This is a genomic window from Brooklawnia sp., from assembly GCF_032229645.1.
Classification (GTDB): domain Bacteria; phylum Actinomycetota; class Actinomycetes; order Propionibacteriales; family Propionibacteriaceae; genus Brooklawnia.
Genome location: NZ_JAVTWX010000013.1, coordinates 17,892 through 19,484 on the forward strand (window position 1 = coordinate 17,892; position 1,593 = coordinate 19,484).

At 62.3% G+C, this 1,593-nt stretch carries 3 protein-coding genes and 1 tRNA gene; 2 read left to right on the plus strand and 2 right to left on the minus strand.

From position 1 onward, the window contains the following. Positions 1–44: 44 nt before the first annotated feature. Both AAFP05_RS00715 and bcp read right to left on the minus strand, forming a co-directional pair. Positions 45–128: transfer RNA gene (locus AAFP05_RS00715), tRNA-Leu, on the minus strand. A gap of 29 nt (positions 129–157) precedes the next feature. After that, the gene (bcp, locus tag AAFP05_RS00720; protein ID WP_341727932.1) at positions 158–643 is read right to left on the minus strand and encodes a thioredoxin-dependent thiol peroxidase; all 486 of its coding nucleotides are present in this window, start codon (positions 641–643) and stop codon (positions 158–160) included. Positions 644–759: 116 nt separating this feature from the next. Between bcp and AAFP05_RS00725 the strand changes: the two genes are divergently transcribed. Continuing rightward, positions 760–1,086: a DUF3618 domain-containing protein gene (locus tag AAFP05_RS00725; protein WP_341727933.1), complete on the plus strand. Its 327-nt coding sequence runs from the start codon at positions 760–762 to the stop codon at positions 1,084–1,086. A 104-nt stretch (positions 1,087–1,190) separates the two neighbouring features. Further along, positions 1,191–1,487: a co-chaperone GroES gene (locus AAFP05_RS00730; RefSeq protein WP_341727934.1), complete on the plus strand. Its 297-nt coding sequence runs from the start codon at positions 1,191–1,193 to the stop codon at positions 1,485–1,487. Positions 1,488–1,593: the final 106 nt, after the last annotated feature.

A 1,593-nucleotide genomic window follows, 5' to 3' on the forward strand; every position in this document is an offset into this window, starting at 1 on the left:
GGGACTCGCGAGCAAGCTCGCAGCCCGCTCGTCTCAATCGTCTGTGCCGGAGAAGAGACTCGAACTCTCACGCCCTTGCGGGCACAGGAACCTAAATCCTGCGTGTCTGCCAATTCCACCACTCCGGCGCAACCCCAAGCGGGGAAGCGGGCCCAGTCTACAAGTGCAGCAACCCCAGGTCGCGCCGGAGTCGGTCGACATGGCCGGTTGCGCGGACGTTGTACTGAGCGAGCTCAATCGTGCCTTCGCCCTGATCGTCCACGTCGATCAGGAAAGTCGAACGTAGTACACCCTCCAGCGACTTGCCATACAGCACCTTCGTGCCCCAGGCACCATAACTATGCAGAGTCTCGCGGGATTCGTCCGAGAGGAGCGTGACCTTCAACCCCTTGCGCTCGCGGAATACGGCCAGCTTGTCGGGAGCATCCGGTGAGACGCCGATCACGTCGATGCCGGCATGCAGGAAGTCGTCACGCGCATCGGTGAAATCGACGGCTTGTGTGGTGCATCCGGGCGTCATCGCCGCGGGATAGAAGTAGACGACTACTTTGCGTCCGGCGAAGTCCGAAAGCGACACCAGCTTCCCGTCCGCGTCGGGCAGGGTGAAGGCAGGCGCAGCCTCTCCAGTAACCAGTTGACTCATGTGCCTCACATTAGTGACATTCGATGAACAGTGCGGCATCCGTAGATCGTGCAACGAGCCGCGCGGAGGGAATAGGCTGAGTTCCGCAGTGACCATCGGACAATCGGGAGGGCATCGTGGCCTCGAGGGAACGTACGCCGGAGCAGATCCGGGCTGACATCGCCGCTTCACGGCATGCAATGACTGTCGGCATTGCGGGTCTGGTGTCGGAGGTACACCCGACAGCGATCAAGAACCATGCCGAAGACGAGGTCAAGAAGACTGTCAAGGATACGAAGCAGGCCATCTACGACACCGTCGACGAGACGCGCCGTTACTTTGTGGACGAGGCTGGCGTCCGCTGGGATCACATCGGCACCATCGCGCTGATCGCCGTGGGTGTTGTGGCTGCTGTCGGGGTTGCTACAGGGGTTTCTGGTCTCTTCCGGAAGGTCACCAAGTGAGCCCAGAGGGCCAGGGCAGCGAAAACCCGGACCTCGACGGTGACCCGGAGGGAGCACCGAAAGCCGGCGCGGGCGAATCGAGTCTCTCGGTGCTCCCGATTCGGATGCTCCATGACCGGATTCTGGTGGATGCGGACGATGAGGCGGGCGAGCGGCGCAGCACCGGGGGCATCCTGATTCCCGCAACCGTTCAGATGGGACGCAGGCTCGCCTGGGCAAAGGTCTTGGCCATCGGGTCCAGCGTGCGCACCGTAAAGCTCGGCGATCGGGTGCTCTTCGATCCCGCCGAGCGGGCCGAGGTCGAGTTGCAGGGCAAGACCTACCTGCTGCTGCGGGAACGCGATGTGCACGCGGTGGCTGCGGAACGCGTTCAGAATGGTGAGACCGGGCTCTATCTGTGAGGCTGCCGCGCGATTTCACATCGCTGGGGAGTTGCGCTACAGTTATTTCTCGCGCGCACCGCTAGCTCAACTGGCAGAGCAGCTGACTCTTAATCAGCGGGTTCAG